This is a genomic window from Treponema sp. UBA785 (genome assembly GCF_002297065.1).
Lineage (GTDB): Bacteria > Spirochaetota > Spirochaetia > Treponematales > Treponemataceae > Treponema_D.
On the sequence record NZ_DBJD01000029.1, the window covers coordinates 21,285 to 42,774 of the forward strand.

Genomic DNA, 21,490 nt, shown 5'->3' on the forward strand with positions numbered 1-21,490 from the left:
AAAAAAATGATTGATCCTGGAAAATTAACACAGCTTGAAGGCGGACAAAAACGCAGAAAACTTGCGCTCACTCTCGGCGCTTTGGAACGCGATATTGATGGAGTTCCTGAAAAAGGCAACGAATATTCTTATAAGTCTATTGCCCGCGCAGACTACGTAAAAAAAATTGTCGAAATTTGCTTAAAAGATCCGCAAATGCCTTCTGATGACGCAAAAATCTTAGAAAATGCGCTCAAAGAAATTCCTTTTAATGAAAAACGCTCTTGCAATCTTGCCCGCAACACAATGCTTAAAATAATTGGAACTTTTCCGGCAGAGTGGGATTTGATTATTGCGCCCCATTCTGAAGTTTTTGACGAAAATGGAATTGTAAAGCAGAGAGATTTTTTTGAGGGCGTGAGCGTTTATGCGGAAGATATTCGTTCTCCGTTCAATCTTGGTTCAATTTTTAGAACGGCAGAGGCAATGGGTGCGGAAAATGTTTTTGTAAGTCCAATGTGCGTTCCGCCTGACCATCCAAAAGCAGTGCGAAGCGGCATGGGCTGTATTGAAACTCTCGGCTGGCAGAAAAAAAGCCTTGATGAACTCGACGAATATTCCCAAAAAAACGATATTCCGATTTTTGTCCTCGAAACTGGCGGAACTCCGCTCGAAGAATTTAAATTTCCCAAAAAAGGAATTTGCATAATCGGTTCGGAAGAGCTTGGAGTAAGCCCGGAAGCGCTCAAAAAAGCATCGTACGGCCGGGTGACAATTCCAATGAAAGGTCTTAAAGCCAGTTTGAATGTTGGAGTTGCTTTTGGAATTCTTATGCAAAAATGGGTCGAATCTCTGGAAAAAAAATGATTTTTGGAGTTTTTGACTGAACCGCAATTCGTGTACTAAAAAAAACTTTTTAAATTTCTAGAATTATCGCTCCAGATTTTTTATCATAATCTGCATTTTCTAAAGATTTTGGCCGTTTTACAGAAAGCAAATCTCCGTTTTTTGGGCGGATATTTGTTTTATCAACCGCAAGAACAAGTCCAATTTCTGAACAGCAGTAATATGCGGATTTGCGGATTTCGGGGAGTTTTATAAAGTCCGAGGCAATTCTCAGTTTTAGATTTTCAGAATCATTTTGAGACGGTTTTTCTTCTGCCATTGGATTTTTTTCTTTGCTGACCAAAACATAGCTCAAAGAAGCACGCTCTTTTTTCAAATTTGCATTTTTAGAAAATCGTAAAAGCTCTTCCGGGGCGTCTGCTGTGTCAAAAGCAAAGTTGCACCATTTTCCGCCAGGATTGGAAGAAGTCCTTCCTGCCATTGGGCATACGTGAATATGCGGACATGGACTTAAAGGCATAAAATTTTTTCGGATAAACGAATCGCGCATCAAGCTTACAAGCCTTGCCGAGCGTGGATCGCCCGGTTCAATAAGCAAAATTGTCTGAGCCGAATTTGTTTCTTTATCAAAATACTTTAGTATGTCGTTTGTATAGTTTTTTGCAAGAAAATCCAGAGGCATTTCGTTTGTCTGGGCAAGTTCATTGAATACGTTTCCGCAGGTTATAAGGGAAGGTTTTTGTTTTATTTGAGTCCCAACTGCGCCTTTGACGCGGACAATTTTCCACGGATTTTGGTCTTCTGTCAGGGTTTTTGCCGCAATCGAAAGAAAAATTTCTTCTCCGGCAGAAAGAGCGCCCTGGCTTAAATCCAAAACATAAAAAGTCAGTTTTTTTGAGCGCAGTTCCGGCCTTGCAAGCCAAAGCGCGCAAGGAACAGTTAGAGGCCCGGAACCAAGGTCAAGACAAACATCTTCTTCTTTTAGGTTGAAAGCGTTTTTTGGAAAATTTGCAAAAAGTCTTGTAAGGCGAATTAAATTCCACCACATAAAATAAGAAATATACGCAGAAAGCTGCGAAGCGTCGTTCATGTATCCGAGACGGCGGCTGTTTCTGTCGTCGGTAAGCTGGTGGCTTAAATTTTTTATCTGTTTTGGAAGAAGAACCTGCTGTTTTGGCGAAAGATTTCTGGTATCAGCAACGATTTTTCCGAAATTTTTAAGAATTTCGAGTGAATCTTCTGGAATATTTTTTAATTCAAACATTGAAACGGTTTTTGAACTTTTATTTTGAGAAAAATTGTTTTTTCTGCGGTTTTCAATATTCGCTTTTTTTTGCGGAATTTTTTTATCTTCAGTTTTCGCGTCGTTTTTCTGCGCCTTTTCTTCTTTGCGCTGTTTTTTTAATTCATTTTTTGCGGCGAATTTTGCAGAATTTTCGGCTTTATGCTGTTTTTTGCCGGAAGCTTTTTCATACCATTTTGCTTCTTCTTTTTTCATAAAATCTTCCTGATTTTGATTTTTTTTGCCCGGTTATTTTCTGTATTTTCGGATAATCATATACATTTGACTTAATTCGGAACGAATTTGCCGGATTGAATCGAGAATTTCGGCTTTTGAGTCGTAATCCATTGTTTCCCGCAAAATTTCATCCCGAGCGCCTTCAATTGTAAATTTTCGTTCGTTTATGAGATATTTTAACCGGAGAATCAAGTCAATATCTCGTTCTGTGTAAATCCTTCGTCCGCCCAAATCTTTTTTTGGAGCAAAGCCGGGAATTACTTCTTCCCAATAACGCAGAATATGAGATTTTATGCCTGTAAGCTCCTCAGCTTCGCCGATTGAATATGTCACAAACTTTCCTTTGATTTTTATTCAAACCGATTTTCCCAGCGTTTTCGGCTAGATTTCATTTCGAGCATGACTGGAATCTGGTCAAAACCTAAATCTTCACGAATCCTGTTTTTTAAGTAAGTTACGTAGCTTTCCGGAACGTTGTCCGGACTTGTTGCAAAAATTCTGAACGAAACCGGATTTGTTCCTGTTTGCGTCATATAGCGGATTTTAAAGTGGATTGCCTTGCTTGCCGGAGGCGGATAACGGAAAAGCCAGTCGTCCAAAGCCTTGTTCAGGGCAGAAGTTTCGATTTTTGTCGTAAGCTGCTTATAAAGGCGTACTGTTGTTTCCATCAACTCTTTAATTCCATCGCCGGTTAAAGCGGAAAGGCGCAGAATTGGAGCAAACTGCATTTGTCCGAACATATATTGAATGTAATCAACAGTATCCTTGTAGACTTTTTTTGTCTGCTCTTTTAAGTCCCATTTATTCAAAACAAAGATAATTCCACGGCCGCGTTCGTATGCGAGTGAACAGATTTTTTTGTCCTGGTCAGCGAGTCCCTGTTCAGCGTCAATCATCAAAAAAACAATGTCGCATTCGTCCAGAGTTTTTATTGCGCGGTTTACAGAATAATATTCAACGTTTTGCTTTACTTTTGCTTTTCGCCGGATTCCTGCTGTATCAAGAACTTCAAATTTTCGTTTGCCCCAGGTAAAACTTCCTTCAACAACATCGCGTGTCGTTCCTGCATAGTCAGAAACAATTGAATTTTGAGTGTTCGTAAGGCGGTTTGAAAGCGTTGATTTTCCAGTGTTTGGTTTTCCGATGATTGCGATTTTGATTACAGGCTCTTCGATTCCTTCTTTTACCTCAGAAAAATCGAGGCGGCTTGTAATTGCCTTTGCAAGTTCTGTTATGTGGTCGCCGTGGTCTGCCGAAATAAAAAGCAGTTCATTAAAACCGTACTGAAGATAATTCCAGCTGATGTTTTCGCCAGAACCGCCTTCGCATTTGTTCACGGCAACTACAACTTTGTTCCAATATGGCCGCAAAAGGTGAATAAATTCCTCGTCTTCTCCGGTGATTTTTCCGGCTTCGAGCAAAAGAAGAATCAAGTCTGCGCGTTTTATTACAGAAAGTGATTTTTCAACGACAAGTTCGTCCATTTCGGATTCCCGGCTTTTTAAATCGCGGTCAAGCTTAAAACCGCCGGTGTCAACAAGGTGAACAGGTTTTCCGCCAATAAAGGCAGTTCCTTCAACAGGATCTCTGGTTACGCCTGGAGTTGGATCGACAATCGCAAGCCGCTTGTGCATAAAACGGTTAAAGAGAGTCGATTTTCCTACGTTTGGACGTCCGGCAATAGCGACTGTCGGAAGGTTAATGTATGATTTATCTGGAAAAAATTTTAATTCTTCGGTTGCATTTTCATCTTTTTGACCAAATTCATCGCCTGTTTCTGAATCCGAAATTTCCTCGTTTTTTTGAATAGAGTCGTTTTCTGATGAATAAAAATCGTTGTTTTCGTTAAAAATTTGTTCGTCGGACACAATTTTCTGAGGCTTTGGTTTTGAAAAGTCCGGCTTTGATTTTTTAGCTTTTTTCATAGACCGTTATTTTACAACGAATTAAGTTGTTTTGACGAGATGCTTTTTAATTCTTTTATCGTATATTTTGAGAGAAGTTCTTTGATTTTGCAAATCATTGCTGGGCTCATGCTCAAATTTCGGATTCCCATTCCTGCAAGAACAAGGGCACTTGTTTTTCGGCTCGCCATTTCGCCGCAGACAGAAACATCAATCCCGGCTTTTTCCGCTTCGCTTATTGTGTTTTGAATCATTCTGAGAACAGCAAGATGAAATTCGTCATAAAGCGGAGCAACAGAAGCATTTTCGCGGTCAACGCCGATTGTGTATTGAGTAAGGTCGTTTGTGCCGATTGAAAAAAAGTCGCTCACTTTTGCAAGGCAGTCTGCTGTCAGAGCGGCCGCTGCGGTTTCGACCATAATTCCAATTGGAACTTTCGGGTTGAATTCGATTTTTTCGGCAGAAAGCTCATTTCGGACTGATTCTGCAATTTCCAAAGTTTTTTTTACCTGTTCAACGTCTGTTATGAGCGGAAGCATAATTTTTAAATTTCCGAAAACGCTTGCTCTGTAAAGCGCGCGCAACTGGGTTTTTAGCTGCATTGGATTTTCAAGGCTGAGACGGATTGCCCGAAGTCCCATGAGCGGGTTTTTTTCTTCGTTAATGTGAATTTCCGGCGAATTTATAAGCTTGTCGCCCCCTGCGTCCAGTGTGCGAATTGTAACTGGCTTGTCGTTCATTATCTGCAAAACCTGCTTGTACGCTTTGAACTGCTCTTCTTCATCAAAAAGGCTTGAACGCCCGCCGTTTGTTTCGCTCATAAAAAGAAATTCTGTCCTAAAAAGGCCGATTCCGTCCGCGCCTTCTTCAAGCGCGAGCTTTGCTTCTTCGACAGTTCCGATATTTGCGTAAATGTGAAATTTTACGCCGTCTTTTGTCTGAGCTTCGATGTTGCGGAATTTTTCGAGCATAAGCCTGTGAGCTTTTTCTTCGTCGATTTTTTTCTGAAAATTCTCAAGGGAAGTATTGTCCGGATTTGCAAAAACTTCCGCATTGTTGCCGTCAACAACGACAGTTTCGCCGTTTTCGATTTGAGAGGCAATGTTCTCCAATGCAAAAACAGCAGGAATTCCGTAATTTCGTGCCAAAATTCCAACGTGGCTTGAAATTCCGCCTTCGGTCAGCGCAAGACCGGCAATTTTTCGTTTTGAAAGAATGATTGTGTCGCTCGGATTTAATTGAGTTGCAACAATTACAGCTCCATTTGGAACGGTTTCGATGTTAAAAGGATGAAAGTCCAGCATATCGTCCAAAACTTTTCCAAAAATGTCATAAATATCCAGGGCGCGTTCTGCCAGATAGTCGTTTCCGCTTGAGCGAAGCTGTTTTGCGTATTTTGCTGTCTGGCGGTCGAGAACGAATTCAATATTGAGCGAATGTGAATAAAACGCTTTTTTTAGTTCTTTGATGAATTCAGGATCATTTAGCATTAAAAAATAAGTTTCGTAAAGTTGATTTTGAATTTTATTGTCTTTAGATTCGGTGATTTTTTTAGAAATATCTGTCGAAACATTTGCAAGCGATTTTTCAAAACGAGCCCATTGCTGGTTGTGGTCAGATTCTTCTATTTTTTTGCGCGGAATAACTCTCTTGACGGTTTCAGGAACAACAAAAGCCTTGCCAATGCCAATTCCAGACGAAGCCGAAGCACCTAAAAAAACGTTCATAACTGTATTTTAACTTTCGGGATAAAGCCTGTCAAATGACGTTTTTCCGGCAATTGCGGCAAAAAACTTTTTGAATAAAAAAATGCTGAATGCAATTTTGTCCGGAAAAAACTAGCCCGTGCCGGAGCAGCGCGAAGCGTCCGGCCTTGGCGGATGGAGCGAAAAGCGGAACTGCGCAGTGGACGGATTGACGGCGGTTTGCGCTCCAAAAACATTAGAAGAAACCTTAAAATCTCGACAGCGGCGGGGAATTTTTGGTATACTTTTCTATATTTTAATTATTTTGCGCTGCATTTTTGTGGCGACGGAGTTTTTTAATGGCCGATAAAGATTTGTGCCCTTGTGGTTCTGGTAAAACTTACGCTGAATGTTGTGAGCCTATTATTAAAGGAAGCAAAGACGCTCCCACTGCTGAAAGTTTGATGCGCGCCCGCTATGCTTCTTACGTAAAGCACGAAATTGACTTTATTATTAATTCTTGCGAAGAAGGCGAAAAAATTGCTGAAATTGACCGCAAGGCTACTGAACAGTGGTCAAAAGAATCTACATGGCACGGTTTAAAAATTCTTAACACTCAGAAAGGTCAGGAAGCTGATGACGAGGGTCTTGTAGAATTTGAAGCATCTTATACTGACAAAAATCATTTGAACGAAATTCATCACGAAAATGCTTACTTTAAAAAAGTGAATGGAAAATGGCTTTACGAAGTAGGCGATGTAAAACCTATGACGGTGGTCCGCGAAGGAAAAAAAATCGGCCGCAATGACCCTTGTCCATGCGGAAGTGGAAAAAAATATAAGAAATGTTGCGGCCGCTAAAAGGAATGTCCCAAAAGTATTTTTTCTGCTATTTTCGGGCTTGTCTGAAAATCTAAATATTTACAATCATTTAGAGATTGTTAGCCGAGTTTTTTTCAGAAACATCGCAGCGTCAAGCACGGCAATGGCATTTAGAGCTTATTGGGCGGTTCTTTTGTCGTAGAAGGAAGATAGAATGGCACAGATTGTTACGGGTTTTCATGCGATTGAAGAAAAAGTTCGCCGTGCTCTTGACAGCGGAAAAATCGACGGGCTTTCTCTTCAGCTTGCAAAGACTGGCCCGCGCATAAAAAAAATTCTCGAAAGCGCAAAAAAAGCCGGAATTCCGGTTATAAATACCGACAAAAATGCTCTCGACTCGCTGGTAAAAGTTTTGCCGGAAGTTGCGCGTGATCATCGTGGAATCGTAATGGTTGTCGAAGGCGCTTCTGAAAAAGCTGAAAATGATGTTGATTTTGACAGCTGGATTGCTTCTTCAAAAGCCCTGGAAAATGAAAAACAGACTGTAATTGTTTTGGACAGTGTAACCGATCCGCACAATGTTGGCGCAATAATTCGTTCCTGCGACCAGTTTGGTGCAAGTCTTGTCGTAATGCCTGCCCGTCACAGCGCAAACGATTTTTCTGATAACGAAATTATCGCCCGTTCTTCTGCTGGCGCCAGTGCTTACGTTCCTGTCAGCGTTGTAACAAATCTTGTCCGTGCGGTTCAGCAGTTAAAAGACGCTGGATTTTGGGTTTACGGGGCAGATGCTGGCGGAGAAAATATTACAAAATTAAATTTTCCTGCAAAAACCTGCATTGTAATGGGAAGCGAGGGAAAAGGAATTGCACGTCTTTTGGAAGAGCAGTGCGATTCAGTTGTTTCGATTCCAACTTGCGGAAAAATTGACAGTCTGAATGTTTCTGTTGCGGCTGGCGTGCTTTTGTATGAAGTTTATCGTCAGAAAATTTAATAAAATGTTTTTGCGTTAAAAAGAAACTGCATTATAATAAGATAAATATGAGGCCTAACTTTTTATTTGAAGACGAAAAATCTTCCGACAGCCTTACAAAGCTTTATACGCGGGATGTAGTCGTTGATTACGTAAATTTTATGGTTGCAGAGGGAATCCCGTTTTCTCTTGCAATCGTAGATATTGATAATTTTAAATACGTAAACGACACTTACGGGCATATTACAGGCGACAAAGTTCTGATTGAAGTTGCAGAAAGAATTAAAAAAGTTATTGAAGGTAAAGGTTTTGTAGGACGCTTTGGCGGAGATGAATTTTTAATTGTTTTTCCAGAAATAACCGATTATAAGGAAGTTTGGGAAAATGCCCACAAGCTCATGAATTTTATGAATTCAAACGAAATCAAGGATTTTCTTGGGCTTTATGTGACAATAACTATGGGGATAAGCCGCTTTCCTGAAGATGATTCAACTTACGAAGGCTTGCTGGAAACTGCCGACAAGGCTTTGTATCGCGGAAAAAACAAAGGCAGAAACTGTTTTATAATCTATCTGCCGGAAAAACACGCAAATATTGAACTGAAAACCGAAAAAGATCGCTCGCAAAGCTCAATGTATCTGCATTTTAACGTGTTTAGAATGCTTACGAAAATTGAAAAACTGGATACAGGCATAAAAATGCTCTTTAATTTTTTGAGTTCGTACTTTATGGCTGATCATATTTGTATTCAAAAAGGCGATAAAATCTATTTTGAAAAAGTTCATAAGCTGTCGCGCACAAAGGATTTTTTGCCGATTGACTTGTCGCTTGTTGACCACGCAATGAACGCTCCGGCGGATTTTTTTTATGTTAATCAGCTTGAAGCTCTAAATTCGTCTAATCAAACCGAACTTGCCAGCCAGTATTCTGCTCAGCGGATAAAGGCGGCTTTTGCCTGCAAAATTGCAAAGGCGGAAGATGGAGAGCTTGTTATTCTTCGTGTTGACTCGACCATAAAGCGAATTTGGCAGCACGGCGAAATGGACATTTACATTACGACAGCTAAAGTTTTGGAAATGCTCTATAACAGCGGCAGATTTGTTTTGGAATAATTTAGTTTGTTGAATGTCAAATTTTGAAAAGAATAACAGGTTTTTGTTGACGTAAATCATGCTTTAAAAATAGAGTCCAAACAGAATGTCTGCAAGATTTACGTCTGTTTGCCGGATTAGTAGGCTGGGTTTTAGTTTAAAAATTTTTTTACTGTTTCGGCGATTTTGTCGTCCTTGCAGTCTTTGAAGAAGAGGTCGCTGAATTTTTCGCCGGCAAATGCTCCTTTTACGAGTTCTTTGTCGAGAGATTCGAGAATTTCTGTAAATGGCTTGAATGCGGCTTCGCGCACGCCGTCAAGAATTTTTTTGTTGCGCTGTTCTGGAACTGCGCGTTCTTTTGGATAACCGCCGCCGAAATTTTCTGAAAAAAGTTTTTCAAAAATATATTCGAGATTTAAATCTCCGCCCCAGCCAAAACCGAGCGCAAATGGAAGTGAAATTGCGTTTCCGTCGTTAATTTGTGCAAAAGTGTAGGCATCGAGAGGGCTTGCAACGTGTCCGCAGATTACGCCAGGAAAACTGTTAAGCGCGAGCATTGCTCCTTCGCCAGTGCCACATCCTGTTACGACAAAATCAGCTGCCTTTGAGTTGAGGAGTGTTGCTGCCAGAATTCCGTTTTGAACGTAAGTGAGCTGTGCTTTGTCGTCTGCACTGTACATTCCGTAGTTTACAACTTCAAAACCATGTGCGTCGGCAACTTTTTTGAGCGCATTAAAAATAACTGCGTTTTTTGCAGCCTGAGAATTTTCGTTGATAAGAGCAATTTTCATATTGAACCTCACAATTTTTTTATAACAGATTGAGTCTAACAAAAAAAATGAAAAATTTCATCAATGGAATTGGAATTTTGTAATTTTAATTTTGCGGCAAGGATTGGAGCAGCGCGAAGCGTCCGGCTTTTGCCGGATGTAGCGAAGAGCGGAACTGCGGAAAGCCTGGTTTTTGCAAAGCAAAAAGCCGCCCTTATTTTAGAAATTTTTCTTTTATCTGCTCGATATTTTCGCATTTTAGCTCCTTGGCGAGGGCAAATTCTTGTTCGGCAAGGTCATTTTGGCCGTTTTTTAAGTATGCGACTCCGAGATATGCGTGGATTACGGCGATTTTCGGCGCGAACTCTGCGCCTTTTTTAAGGCTTTCGATTGATTTTTCGAGGGAGTTTCCTTCTTCGAGGTAGAGCATGCCCAGACTTGCCCATCCTTCGCCTTTTTGTTCGTTCATTTTGATGGCGTTTTTGTAGGCTTCTTCGGCTTTTTGGTAATTTTTTAAGGTTTGCCAGTCCATTCCGAGTGTAACGTAATTCCGGTAATCCGGTTTTTTTTCGAGTGATTTTTCCATCCAGATTGCCGCGTTCTCAAAATCCTCTTTAGCTGAATAAATGTTTGAAATAAAGGCAAAAATCAATTCATCGGAATAGCGGGTCTGTTTTTCGAGAGCTTCGTTAAAAAGTTCGAGCGCCTGGTCATATTTTCCGGCTCCGTAAGCGGTGACTGCCTGCTGTACGCTTGAATCTCCAGGCTTTGTGCACGAAAAAAATAAAACAGGACTAAAAAGAATAGCGCTTGAAATAAAAATTTTTCTTAATTTTTTTAACATAAGGTAAGAATAACAGTTTTGCAATTGTAAAATCAACATCGGCACTTTATAATTGAATGAAATGACTAATTTGTTACCAATTGCCAGCGGAAAAGGTGGTGTCGGAAAAAGTTCCTATGCTGTAAACCTTGCGACAGTTCTGGCTCAAAAAGGAAAAAATGTTATTCTTGCGGATTTGGATTTTGGCGGAGCGAATTTGCATACTTTGCTCGGCTTAAAAAACAATCGCGCCGGTCTTGGCAATTTTATTTATCGTCAGACTGAAGATTTTTCTTCTCTTTTGCAAGAAACGCAGATTCCCGGTTTGAAGTTTATTGCGGGCGACTGTATGTATCCAGGAACTGCAAATATGGACAATTCGTCAAAACGCAGGATCATAAAGGCTCTTAACGCTCAGGAAGCAGATTATGTAATTTTGGATTTGGGAGCTGGAACAACTTATAACACTCTGGACTTTTTTCTGCTCACATATAATTCGCTTTTGGTAACAACGCCCGAATTGACTTCGATTTTGAATGCGTACAGTTTTTTGAAGGCGGCGGTTTTCCGGTTCTTTATGAGGCAGTTTAAGGCAAAGAGTCCGGAAAGGGAATTTATAAACGGGTATTTGAAAAGTGCGGAAACTGGCAGCGATGCGGATTTTGTTGAACTTGTCAAAAAAATCTGCAAAAATTTTCCAGAGACCGGAAAATCTGCAAAAACAGAGCTTTTAAAATATAGACCGCAAGTTATATTCAACCAAGGACAAAATTCTGCCGATTTAGAAATGGCAAAGAGATTGCGTTCGCTTATTCAAAAAAAACTTGGCATAAATATGGATTTTGTCGGTTTTTTGCCAAAAGACGAACAGGTGAGTTTTTCAGTTGCCTTGAGAAAGCCTCTGGCACTTGCAAATCCGGGTTCTGGTTTTGTGAGGGGAATTGAAACTTCTGCGGAAAGAATTATGATTCACTCTTACAGATACAACGAACTCAACGGTTTTGAGGCAGATGATATTTCGAAAGATAAGGATTTAAAGATTCTTGATAAAGAATTTACGGCTGCATCGGCAGAAAAATAGATGCTGACGCGGTAATTTTAATGGGAGCAAAACAAATGGATTTACAGCTTATTTTAGATTCAGTAAAAGAAACCAGCGATTTATCTCAAAAATATTTTTTGGATTTGGGAAATTTATTTCCATCGCTTTTGAATAAAGAAATAAGCCCTTCGCTTAGAAATTTACAGGCGGTTATTAAAGAATTAAGCGAAAATAACGAAAAATCGACTGCGGCAGAAAAAGAAGTTTTTAGCAATTCACAAGATAAATACAAACCTTTTCTCGACCAGCTCAACAGCAAAATCGAAACTCTCTCGGAGCTCGACAAATTTATTGCCGGCGTAAAAGAAGATTCTGAACAAATGGAGCTTATTGCCTTGAATGCAATGGTAATTTCGATAAAATCAGGCGAAAAAGGCCAGGCATTCAGCCGTATTACGGAAAATTTGCAGCGTCTTTCTAACGATATGTTCCAGTATTCTGACCAGCTTTTGGCGGAAGAAAAACAGCTTATTGAACACATAAATAAACTTAAGGATATTTTTTCTGGAATTTTGGCTTCGCAGGAAAATGTTTCGACAAGCGGAAACGCAGGTTCTCAGAAAATTGAGTCAATCATCAGTTCGATTTCTGCTCCTCTTTCGGCAATGGACGGCGACATTGAGTTGATTTATCCTCCGATTCAGAAAGCGATGGAAAATTTGCAGCTTCAGGATATTATTCGCCAGGGACTTGAACACGTGACAGCCTGCCTTAAGGAAGTAAAAACTCAGACAGAAGTTCCTGGAAGCGATGAAGAACTTGATTCGGTTTGCTTTAACATTGCGCTTTATGAACTTTGCGTCGATGTTTTGAGCGATATTATAAATTATGTTTCTAAAGGCTTTGTCGAGTTTGACGAAAAATGGAACGATGTAACAGAAAAACTTGAATCAATTAAATCTCAAAAAAATAATTTTTCGGCCCGTTTTTTGGACGAAACTTCTGGAAGCGAAGAAAATATTGCAGCTCGCCTTTCTGCGGTAATCGGCAGGTTTAAGGAGATGATGGACGGTTTTAACAGTTATCATCTTGTTCAGAAAGATTTGCTCCACGTAACTCAGAGCATAAACGAAAAAGCTCGCACAATGTACACGGTTTTTGGAAATCTTCGCCCTGTTATGAGCAGACTGCATCACGTGCGCATTTTGCAGCAGATTGAAGTTGCAAAAAACGAAGCGATAAAACAGGTAAAAGATTCTGTAACGGACATGGACAACTTGATTAACTCTTCAAACTTGTCTCTCGATTCTATGGAAAAACTTTTGTCTGTATTTATTCACGAAGCATCGAATCTTCTTGTTGAATTTAACAATTCTATTACAAAAGACAATCAGAGCATGATGGATTTGCGCAAAGAAAAAACTGAGTTTTTTGATGAGCTTCAGATTACACAGAAAAACCTTTACGAAATAATCGCTCATTTTGATGTTTTCCCTGAAGGTTTTGACGAAAAATGCAGACTCGTGGCGGAAGATCTTTCTGGAATAAACAATCTGAACCTTAAATTAAAAAAATGCCGCGACGATTTGTCTGAGCAGGTAAAAGAGCTTTCGTCTGTGCGTTCAAGACTTTTTGCAGCGAAAAATATTTCTGAATGGAACATAAAAAATTCAAAATTTAGCGAAATTATAAATCATTTTACGATTACGGCTCATAAAGAAGCAGCCGGAAAGATCGGCGGTTTTGAAATTGAACATGGAGCAGAGCAGGGAGAAATCACTTTCTTCTAATTTTTTACATGAACCGCTATTTTGACCTTCATTTTAATAGAAATATTGTTACTCTTTATCCTGGAGAATATTGGTCTTCGACAGGCCCTGAGATGATCTCCACTGTTTTGGGGTCATGTGTAAGCATTGCCCTTTTTGATCCGATTGCAAAAGTCGGCGGAATGAATCATTTTATGCTTGCAAGGGACACTAATTTGGATATTGACGGTTCTCAGGACAGACGTTTGGGCCGTTTTGGAGAATACGCAGTTGAGATGCTTGTTGCCGACATGGAAAAAAAAGGCGCATTGTTAAAAAGATGCTTTGCAAAAGTATTTGGCGGAGGAAATATATTTAATTCTTCTGAGCCTCAGAGCGGAAGATCTCTTGTCGGGGCTGCAAATATTGATTTTGCATTCGAATATTTAAAATCTCACAACGTTGAGATAAAAAGTTCTGACACTGGCGGAAATTTGCCACGGAAGATTTTTTTTGATCCGGTTAACTCAAAAGTATTTTTAAAGCACATAGATTCGCACAATCCGGACGATGAGGATTTCATAAAATCTAAAGAGCAAAAATATCTGGAATACCTTGCAGAATTAAACCGTCTTGCAAAAGGCTTGTAAAATTTTAAAGCTAAAAATTAGCTTTTTTAGAAACTTCTTCAAATGCTTTTTCGACATCGGCCTCGATATATGAAAGAATTTTTTCTGGATTTAAAATCAAAATAAAAGATTCTTCACGGCGCGCAACCGATTTTACAAAATCCTGCCCTTCTTTTATTCCATAGTCTTTTGAGTCGGCTTGAATTATGTTGAGCCGGCTCACGACATCAACTTTGTCGGCGAGAATTCCAAGCAAGACCGGTTTTTCGTTTTTTTGAGGAATTTCCATTATGATTACCTGAGTTCCCGTTAAATCGTCAGAAACTTCAAGACCAAATAACTTACGCAAATCGGCAATTGAAACCACTCCGCCACGCACATTCATCACGCCTTTTAAGTAAGGCAAGGAATTTGGAATTGGAGTGATTGTTTCAAATTCAAAAACTTCTTTTACATACTTGACTGGAAGAGAAAACATTTCATCTTTTAAATTGAACGAAAAAAACGATTCTGTAGAAAAATGACTTTCATTCATAATTTGACGTCTCCTAAAACTGACGATAGAATTATTATACAAGAAAATTTGCAAAATTTGAAATTTTTAGAATTCTCTTGTAAATGATAGAAATTGCTTTGGGGAGCTTAGTTTGGCTGCAAAAAAAGAAAAAAAATCAAATATTATAAAATGGACGGAAACCGCCGGAATTGAATCTGCTGAGAAGCTAAAGATCGAACTGCAAAAAGCGATAGACGAAAATCCGCTTGTTTTTATTGATTTAAGTGAGCTTGAAGATATTGATCTTTCGGGAATTCAATTGATTTTGGCCGCAAAAAAAGAAGCTGATGCCAAGAAGAAAAAATTTTTGTTAAAGGACAATATTCCTCCTGCAATTTTAGAATACGTTTGTGGCTGCGGAGTTTCTTTTGAAGATTTAATCGACAAAACAGAATCAAAATCGGAGGAGAGTAAAAATGCTTGAACAAATCAGCTCAGTTTTTCTTGAAGAGGCAAATGAACTTTTGGACAATCTCGAAGAACAGCTTTTGACGCTTGAGGAAAATCCTGCCGATTCAGAAACAATAAGCGCTGTTTTTAGGGCGATGCACACAATAAAAGGCTCATCGGCAATGTTCGGATTTAATTCAATTTCTGAATTTACGCACGAAGCCGAGTCCGCAATGGATCAGGTTCGAAACGGGATTGTTCCTGTTTCAAATGAACTTATAGATTTGCTGCTCAAAGCTCGCGATCATATTCGCTTTATGCTCGATGCCGGTCAGGAAATTACGCCGGAAATCATGCAGACCTCGCAAACTTTAATTCTTGCTTTTAAAACTTACGTTGCTAGAAATGGCGGAACTGTTTCAGAAGATGCGGCAAATTTGACCGGAAATCCTTCCCAAAAGCAAAATCCTGCCGCAAAACCAAAAGAACCGGATTCGACTTACCGAATAAAATTTAGACCAAGCAAAAAAGTTATGCAGAACGGAACTCGCCCTGAGCTTTTGGTCAAAGAACTTTCAGAAATGGGAAATGCGACTGTCGTTTCTTTTTATGATTCTTTGCCGGAACTTTCAAAGCTTAACGCAGAAGAATGTTATTTTTCGTGGGATATAATTCTTACGACACAAAAAACGGAAAATGATATTAAAGATGTTTTTATTTTTTTGGACAATGAATCTTCATTCACCGTCGAAAAAATCGAATTGAATCCGGGTGAAAATCACAGAATTGGTGAAATTCTCATTGACCGAAACGATGTTTCTAAAAACCAGATTGATTCGGTTATGCAGGAACACAAGCAGCTTGGGCAGATTCTCGTAGAAAAGCAGCTTGTTTCTAACCAGCAGATTAAGTCGGCTTTGGCAGAACAGCAGCATTTTAAGGCAATGAACGGCGAAAATCCTGTGTCAGGCTCATCGCCTTCTCAGAGTTCAATTCGTGTAAGTTCTGAAAAACTGGATTCTCTCGTAGATTTAATTGGCGAACTTGTAACTTTTAATGCGCGTCTTGAGCAGCTTGCAATAGAAAAAGATTTGCCTGTTTTAAAAAATTTGAGCGAGCAGAGCTCGCGGCTTGCGGTTTCTTTGCGAGACACTTCCCTCGAGATTCGGATGCTGCCAATTGGAACGCTCTTTACAAGATTCCGCCGCACTGTTCGTGATCTTGCTGAACAGCTCGGAAAACAGATTGATTTGGTTATTGAAGGAGCAGAAACTGAACTTGATAAGACTGTTGTTGAAAAACTCAACGATCCGCTTCTTCATTTAATCCGAAATTCTGTAGACCACGGAATTGAACTTCCTGTTGAGAGAATTGCAAACAAAAAAAATCCTAAGGGAACTGTAACTCTTTCAGCAAAACATCAGACTGGAGCGGTAGTAATTACTATTTCTGACGATGGAAAAGGCCTGGATAAAGAGGCGATCAGAAAAAAAGCAATAGAAAAAAAATTGATTTCGGAAGAGGAGAAAATCTCTGAATCGGAAATTTTTCATCTTATTTTTCAGCCGGGATTTTCGACTGCAAAACAGGTTTCAAATATTTCAGGCCGTGGCGTCGGCCTTGATGTTGTAAAAAAAGACGTGCTCTCGCTTGGAGGCTCAGTTTCGATTGAGTCAAAACCGAACAAAGGCACAAGTTTTATTCTAAAAATTCCGCTTACGCTTGCAATTATCGACGGAATGCTCACTCAAGTAGGAAACACAAAGTATATAATTCCTGTAAGTACGATTTCTGAATGTCTTTTTTTTGAACAGACTGGCAAAAAAGCCGAAACTCTTTTTCCTCATACGCTTGTTCACGGAAAAGACATTCCTTGCATTGATTTGCGGAAATTTTTTAAGATTCCAGAATCATATTTAAAGAAGAAAGAAGTTGTTACAATAAATTCTCAAGAAGGGCAGGTCGGAATTATTGTCGATAAAATTTTGGGGAGTCATCAGACCGTAATCAAGCCTCTTGGAAAACTTTACCAGAATTGTCTTGGCATAAGCAATTCGACAATTTTGGGAGATGGTTCTGTAGCTCTAATTCTCGATGTCTATAAATTGGCTGATTTAGTCAATTCAAAAGAAACAGGAAAAAAATAATGTGCGAAATTGGATTTTTTGCTCCTGCAGAGCTGACAGATTCTCAGTTTCATAAACTTTCCAAATTTATTCATACAAATGTTGGAATAAAAATGCCGGACGAAAAACGGCTTATGGTTCAGTCCCGCCTTGCAAGCCGCTTAAAAAGCCTAAAAATGAACAATTTTGACGACTATTTAAAATTTGCTTTTTCAAACACTCCGGAAGGAAATGAAGAAATTGCTCTTATGATAAATGCGGTTACGACGAACCTGACAAATTTTTTTAGGGAAAATGTGCATTTTGAGTATTTAACCAATGTTGTTCTTCCAGAACTTGCACAAAAAAATGAAAAAAAAATTGAACTTTGGTCGGCGGGATGTTCAAGCGGACAGGAACCTTACACGCTTTCTATTGTTTTGCAGGAGTTTATGAGAAAAAATCCAGGCAAAATAGAAGATTATTCAATTCTTGCAACGGATATTTCGTCAAAAGTTTTGGATAAGGCGCTTGATGCGGTTTATCCGATGTCGGAAGTAGAAAGTTTGAGCTATGACTTAAAAAAACGATATTTTTTTAAAAGCAAAGATTTAACAAATCCTTGCGTGCGTTTAAAACCGCAAATTCGTGAAAAAGTTGTTTTTGAAAGGCTGAATTTTATGGATTCGGTTTATCCAAAAACCACTCAAAAAAATGCGATTTTCTGCCGGAATGTGTTGATTTATTTTGACAAAGCAACTCAGGAGAGCGTAATCCGCAAACTTTTGCAGCATTTAGTTCCGGGAGGATACTTATTTCTCGGACATTCGGAGACGGTTTTCGGAATGGAGTTGCCGTTAAAAACGGTTGGACCGACAATTTTTAAAAAAGAGTAAAAAAAGTAAAAATAGGCGGGCTTAAATTCGGTTTTGTGAATAAGCGCAGAATTTGAATTTTTTCCTGACAAAAAACGGACAAAAAAAATGATTATAAAAGTTTTGGTAATTGACGATTCTTCGCTCGTAAGACAGACCTTGTCGCAGGTTCTTGAAACAGATCCAGAAATTCATGTAATTGGAACAGCTACTGATCCGATTGTTGCTGTTCACATGCTTCAAAATGAACGCCCAGACGTAATTATTTCCGACATTGAAATGGCCCGGATGGACGGACTTACTTTTTTGCGAAAGATGAATGAAACAATTGACCCGATCCCAATCGTAATCTGTTCTGCACTCGTAAAAAATAATTCTCCGGAAGAGTTAAAGGCCTATGATCTAGGTGCATGCGAAGTTATTTTAAAGCCGTCTTTTCAAACAAAACAGTTTCTCGAAGAGTCAAAAATTCGTCTTTGCGATGCGGTAAAATCTGCATACAGCTGCACTGGAAAAATCAAGCAGCTGATTCCTTCTCAGGCGATGTCACATTCTTCTGCTGTAAAAAAATCATCTGTTCAAAAAAACGAGGAAGTTTTTAACCTTGCAGAAAACGACATTCAAAGGCGGTCTGTTGAACCGAAGTATACTGCCGATGTTATTATGAAAAAGCCTGATATTCAGATTGCAAATTCTCTCGGAGTTTCTGAGCCAGTTGTCGTGGTTGGCGCAAGTACAGGCGGAACTGAGGCTTTAAAAGACTTTTTGGGCGCTTTGCCGGAAGATTGTCCTGGAATGGTCGTTGTTCAGCATATGCCAGAGCACTTTACACAGGCTTTTGCCGAAAGATTGGACAGACTTTCAAAAGTCACCGTAAAAGAAGCTGCAAACGGCGATGTTGTAAAAGTTGGAACGGTTTTGATTGCTCCAGGAAACAGTCATCTGCTTTTAAAGAGAGAAGGAAATTCATACTTTGTTGAAATAAAAGATGGTCCCCTTGTAACAAGGCACAGGCCTTCTGTCGATGTTCTTTTTCGTTCTGCTGCGCGATATGCCGGAAAAAATGCAATCGGCGTAATAATGACCGGAATGGGAGACGATGGTTCTCACGGAATGAAGGAAATGCACGACGCCGGAGCCTACAATATTGCCCAGGACGAAAAAACAAGCATTGTCTGGGGAATGCCGGGCGAAGCCGTAAAAGCCGGAGCCGTCGATAAAGTGCTGCCTTTGGACAAAATCGCGGAAGAAGTCTGCACAAAAGCAAAAATTATGCATATGAATTTTAATCATATAAAAACGTGTTATTAAAACAGAAAATGAGTAATTAAATGGTAGAATGTAAATAAGTTTGTATTGCAACTTAAGGAGATGAACTAAATATGTCGAAAAAAATTCTTGCAGTTGATGATTCTGTTTCTATAAGGAAGAGTATTTCTTTTATTTTGGGTCAGGAAGGCTATGAAATTGTAGAAGCCGAGGATGGAGTTGACGGACTGGCAAAAGCAAAGGCTGATAAATTCAATTTAATCATCACAGATATAAATATGCCGAATATGGACGGAATTGAGTTTACAAAAGAACTCAGAAATACCAACGGTTATAAATTTACGCCGATAATCGCCCTTACAACAGAAAATCAATCGTCGAAAATGGAAGAAGGCAAGGCTGCAGGAGCTACAGGCTGGATTGTAAAGCCATTTACTTCAGAAAAACTTATTGCCATAGTCAAAAAAATAATCGGATAGAAAATGTCTTTTAGTGAGAGGTCTTTATGAAAAGTATTCGCCATGCAGTTACCGGATTTGTAGCACTTGTTTCAGTATTTTTAGGAATTTCGTTAGCTGGAATTTCAATATTTTTTGCCAGCGATGCAGTAGATATTACATCAAATCATGGAATAAGCGCTCTTATTTATACGACAAAAGAACTTATAGTTGAAGAAATTCAAGCAAATCTTGATGTTGTAAAGGCTCTTGCAACCCGCGAAGATTTACGCTCAAACCTCTCTATAAGGGAAAAAGCTCTTATTTTAAAAGGTTCTGAAAAGAATTTTTCTGGAGCAAATTATTTTGTTTTGGCAGACAAGGATGGACACGGATATACATCGAACGGAAACAGATGCGAGATTAGTGAACGCGAGTATTTTAAACAGGCTATAAACGGAAAGCCTTCAGTTGACGGTCCTGTAATTGCAAAAACGACGGGCGCGCTTGCGCTTTATTTTGCAGTTCCTCTGCGTGACGAAAAAGACAATATTTCTGGAATTCTTGCAATGAAGACAGATACAAGTCTTTTGGACGAGTTTACGGAAGATATGGATTTTGTTAAGGGGACAGAATCTTTTATAATCAACAGAAAAGACGGAATTTTGATTGCAAATACCATTGCGGCCGCAAAAGGCAGCAACTCAACTTTCGAAGCGCTTTCAGTGGAAAATAACATTTTTAAAAGTCTTGCCACTATTAGCAAAAAGATGATGAATGGTGAATCTGATATTGAAAAAATAAAATTTCACGGCCAAAAGTATTACACCGCTTACTCTTCAATTGGAGATGAAAAAATTTCGACAGACTGGGCATTTTCAATTATGGTTCCAGAAAAAGCGTTTATGAGTTCCGTTGATATGATGAAAATCCTTATGTTTGTAGTAACTCTGATTTTTGTTGTAGGTTCAGTGGTTATTTCATGGATTTACGCCTCATCAATTTCAAAACCGCTCAATAGCATACGTGATGCGCTTGCAAGCATTTCGAACGGAGATCTTGTTATAAAGGAAAAAGATTTAAAGCTTGTTGAAAAACTCAGAAAGCGTAAAGATGAACTTTGTGATATGAGCATTGCGCTTTCGAACATGGTTACCTCGCTTATAAAAACTATTCAGTCTGTGCGCGAAGCCGCAATGAACGTTCGTGCAGGCGGTGAACAGCTTTCTTCTTCGAGCCAGGCTGTTTCTTCCGGGGCAAGTGAACAGGCCGCTTCTACTGAAGAAATGAGCGCAACAATGGAGCAGATGACGAGCAATATTCGTCAGACGGCTGATAACGCGACAAAAACAAGCCAAATTGCCGCAAAAACGAATGCAGACAGTGAGGCTGGAGGTCTTGCCGTAAACGAGGCTGTAGAAGCTGTAAAAACAATTTCTGAAAAAATCGGGGTAATCGAAGACATTGCCGGACAGACAAATATGCTTGCTCTTAACGCTGCAATTGAAGCTGCTAGAGCAGGAGATGCTGGAAAAGGCTTTGCGGTTGTTGCAAGCGAGGTTAGAAAGCTTGCAGAACGCACACAGGCATCTGCCGCAGAAATCAGTAAAATTTCTGTTCATACTTTGGCAACTGCAGAAAACGCAGGAAAAATGATTGGCGGGCTGGTTCCTTCAATCGAAGAAACTTCAATGCTTATTCAGGAAATTGCTACAGCAAGCCGTGAGCAGGATAACGGAGCGCAGCAGGTTTCTACGGCAATTGTTCAGCTTGACAGCGTTGTTCAGCAAAATGCAAGTGCTGCCGAAGAAATGGCTGCTATGGCGGAAGAACTCAGTTCTGAAGCGCATAAACTTGTTCAGACGATTGCATTCTTTAAAACTCCGGACGAGTTTAATCAAAATGTGGCAGAAACCGAAGAAATACTTAAAAATTCTGTAGAAAAAACGGAAGAGCAAAAAAAACAGAAAAAGGAAGACAAAACTGAATTTGAAAATTCTGCTGAAAAAAAGGTAGTTGAAGAAAAAA

The 21,490-nt window shown here is 39.4% G+C and carries 20 protein-coding genes; 13 read left to right on the top strand and 7 right to left on the bottom strand.

What is annotated here, in order from left to right; all coding sequences use genetic code 11:
* Positions 1 to 846 (top strand): TrmH family RNA methyltransferase (locus B2X33_RS02045; RefSeq protein ID WP_349675705.1); only part of this gene is annotated, 846 nt, incomplete at its 5' end.
* A 49-nt stretch (positions 847 to 895) separates the two neighbouring features.
* Here B2X33_RS02045 and B2X33_RS02050 read toward each other — a convergent pair.
* The 4 genes from B2X33_RS02050 to ptsP are packed head-to-tail and all read right to left on the bottom strand — an operon-like array spanning position 896 to position 5,975.
* Positions 896 to 2,323 carry a small ribosomal subunit Rsm22 family protein gene (locus B2X33_RS02050; protein ID WP_296667241.1) on the bottom strand — a complete coding sequence of 476 codons (1,428 nt, stop codon included), beginning with the start codon at positions 2,321 to 2,323 and terminating at the stop codon, positions 896 to 898.
* Between the two features lie 33 nt (positions 2,324 to 2,356).
* Entirely contained in the window at positions 2,357 to 2,677 is a 321-nt protein-coding gene (locus B2X33_RS02055) for a MerR family transcriptional regulator (RefSeq protein ID WP_296019215.1), read from the bottom strand.
* Positions 2,678 to 2,694: 17 nt separating this feature from the next.
* Positions 2,695 to 4,269: a ribosome biogenesis GTPase Der gene (gene der / locus B2X33_RS02060; protein WP_296667244.1), complete on the bottom strand. Its 1,575-nt coding sequence runs from the start codon at positions 4,267 to 4,269 to the stop codon at positions 2,695 to 2,697.
* 11 nt (positions 4,270 to 4,280) lie between these two features.
* Positions 4,281 to 5,975: a phosphoenolpyruvate--protein phosphotransferase gene (gene ptsP, locus B2X33_RS02065; RefSeq protein ID WP_296667246.1), complete on the bottom strand. Its 1,695-nt coding sequence runs from the start codon at positions 5,973 to 5,975 to the stop codon at positions 4,281 to 4,283.
* A 317-nt stretch (positions 5,976 to 6,292) separates the two neighbouring features.
* Between ptsP and B2X33_RS02070 the strand changes: the two genes are divergently transcribed.
* The 3 genes from B2X33_RS02070 (at position 6,293) to B2X33_RS02080 (ending at position 8,839) form a co-directional block, all read left to right on the top strand.
* Positions 6,293 to 6,793, top strand: a complete 501-nt coding sequence (locus B2X33_RS02070; protein WP_296667250.1) for a YchJ family protein — start codon at positions 6,293 to 6,295, stop codon at positions 6,791 to 6,793.
* Positions 6,794 to 6,968: 175 nt separating this feature from the next.
* Positions 6,969 to 7,748 carry a 23S rRNA (guanosine(2251)-2'-O)-methyltransferase RlmB gene (gene rlmB, locus B2X33_RS02075; RefSeq protein WP_296667252.1) on the top strand — a complete coding sequence of 260 codons (780 nt, stop codon included), beginning with the start codon at positions 6,969 to 6,971 and terminating at the stop codon, positions 7,746 to 7,748.
* A gap of 47 nt (positions 7,749 to 7,795) precedes the next feature.
* Complete coding sequence (locus B2X33_RS02080) at positions 7,796 to 8,839, top strand: GGDEF domain-containing protein (RefSeq protein WP_296019200.1); 1,044 nt, start codon at positions 7,796 to 7,798, stop codon at positions 8,837 to 8,839.
* A gap of 131 nt (positions 8,840 to 8,970) precedes the next feature.
* Here B2X33_RS02080 and B2X33_RS02085 read toward each other — a convergent pair whose 3' ends face one another.
* Both B2X33_RS02085 and B2X33_RS02090 read right to left on the bottom strand, forming a co-directional pair.
* Complete coding sequence (locus B2X33_RS02085; protein WP_296019197.1) at positions 8,971 to 9,609, bottom strand: RpiB/LacA/LacB family sugar-phosphate isomerase; 639 nt, start codon at positions 9,607 to 9,609, stop codon at positions 8,971 to 8,973.
* Between the two features lie 193 nt (positions 9,610 to 9,802).
* Positions 9,803 to 10,432 (bottom strand): tetratricopeptide repeat protein, encoded by a 630-nt coding sequence (locus B2X33_RS02090; RefSeq protein ID WP_296667254.1) that lies wholly within the window; start codon positions 10,430 to 10,432, stop codon positions 9,803 to 9,805.
* A gap of 61 nt (positions 10,433 to 10,493) precedes the next feature.
* On the opposite strand from B2X33_RS02090, the gene B2X33_RS02095 reads away from it, so the two are divergent.
* The 3 genes from B2X33_RS02095 to B2X33_RS02105 are packed head-to-tail and all read left to right on the top strand — an operon-like array spanning position 10,494 to position 13,851.
* Positions 10,494 to 11,492: a P-loop NTPase gene (locus tag B2X33_RS02095; RefSeq protein ID WP_296667255.1), complete on the top strand. Its 999-nt coding sequence runs from the start codon at positions 10,494 to 10,496 to the stop codon at positions 11,490 to 11,492.
* Positions 11,493 to 11,527: 35 nt separating this feature from the next.
* Positions 11,528 to 13,243, top strand: coding sequence for a hypothetical protein (locus B2X33_RS02100; protein ID WP_296667257.1), 1,716 nt, complete (start codon positions 11,528 to 11,530; stop codon positions 13,241 to 13,243).
* A gap of 8 nt (positions 13,244 to 13,251) precedes the next feature.
* Positions 13,252 to 13,851 carry a chemotaxis protein CheD gene (locus B2X33_RS02105; RefSeq protein ID WP_296019177.1) on the top strand — a complete coding sequence of 200 codons (600 nt, stop codon included), beginning with the start codon at positions 13,252 to 13,254 and terminating at the stop codon, positions 13,849 to 13,851.
* A gap of 10 nt (positions 13,852 to 13,861) precedes the next feature.
* On the opposite strand, the gene B2X33_RS02110 is transcribed toward B2X33_RS02105, so the two are convergent.
* Positions 13,862 to 14,365 carry a chemotaxis protein CheW gene (locus B2X33_RS02110; protein ID WP_296667259.1) on the bottom strand — a complete coding sequence of 168 codons (504 nt, stop codon included), beginning with the start codon at positions 14,363 to 14,365 and terminating at the stop codon, positions 13,862 to 13,864.
* Between the two features lie 112 nt (positions 14,366 to 14,477).
* Between B2X33_RS02110 and B2X33_RS02115 the strand changes: the two genes are divergently transcribed.
* The 6 genes from B2X33_RS02115 to B2X33_RS02140 form a co-directional block, all read left to right on the top strand.
* A complete protein-coding gene (locus B2X33_RS02115; RefSeq protein ID WP_296019159.1) occupies positions 14,478 to 14,810 on the top strand; it encodes an STAS domain-containing protein in 333 nt (110 codons plus the stop codon).
* Positions 14,803 to 16,923 (top strand): chemotaxis protein CheA, encoded by a 2,121-nt coding sequence (locus B2X33_RS02120; protein ID WP_296667262.1) that lies wholly within the window; start codon positions 14,803 to 14,805, stop codon positions 16,921 to 16,923. Before B2X33_RS02115 ends, B2X33_RS02120 begins: the two co-directional genes overlap by 8 nt.
* A complete protein-coding gene (locus tag B2X33_RS02125; protein ID WP_296019142.1) occupies positions 16,923 to 17,777 on the top strand; it encodes a CheR family methyltransferase in 855 nt (284 codons plus the stop codon). The genes B2X33_RS02120 and B2X33_RS02125 overlap by 1 nt, the downstream gene beginning before the upstream one ends.
* Before the next feature lie 87 nt (positions 17,778 to 17,864).
* Entirely contained in the window at positions 17,865 to 19,067 is a 1,203-nt protein-coding gene (cheB, locus tag B2X33_RS02130; protein WP_296019132.1) for a protein-glutamate methylesterase/protein-glutamine glutaminase, read from the top strand.
* Between the two features lie 71 nt (positions 19,068 to 19,138).
* Complete coding sequence (locus B2X33_RS02135; protein ID WP_296019127.1) at positions 19,139 to 19,504, top strand: response regulator; 366 nt, start codon at positions 19,139 to 19,141, stop codon at positions 19,502 to 19,504.
* Positions 19,505 to 19,530: 26 nt separating this feature from the next.
* A partial coding sequence (locus B2X33_RS02140) for a methyl-accepting chemotaxis protein (RefSeq protein WP_296667264.1) occupies positions 19,531 to 21,490 on the top strand: 1,960 nt, incomplete at its 3' end.